Here is a 272-nt window from a genome sequence, read left to right as displayed (position 1 = left end):
ATTGGGTAATATATTCATTGGCCCGACCGGATAAGGATTGTATAATGCCGCTGTCCAGGTATATCCTCTATCCTGAGAAAAATATCCCATTGCAGGTACAGCTGCATAATTTTCAAATGCGTAAACCTTATTATAAGGTTGTGAATAGATCCATTTAATGTTTAATGGATCCCATGTTAATGCATTATTTGTACTTTTAAAAATTGTATGGCGTAAAGTATAAGGATCATCATTATTTGTCCCTGCAAGAATAAAATCCGGGTGGATTGCCA

Annotated in this window: 1 protein-coding gene; it reads right to left on the bottom strand. The window is 35.7% G+C overall.

The genetic code is table 11. The annotated features are described in order from the left end of the window. The coding region (locus tag SB725_RS31290) for a hypothetical protein (RefSeq protein ID WP_410923294.1) at positions 1–272 on the bottom strand (272 nt) is incomplete at both ends.

Origin of the sequence: Pseudomonas sp. SIMBA_041, assembly GCF_046535095.1 — a bacterium.
Taxonomy (GTDB): domain Bacteria; phylum Pseudomonadota; class Gammaproteobacteria; order Pseudomonadales; family Pseudomonadaceae; genus Aquipseudomonas; species Aquipseudomonas mucoides.
The sequence above is the reverse complement of the archived record's forward strand: the minus strand, read 5'-3'. Positions and strand labels throughout refer to the sequence as shown.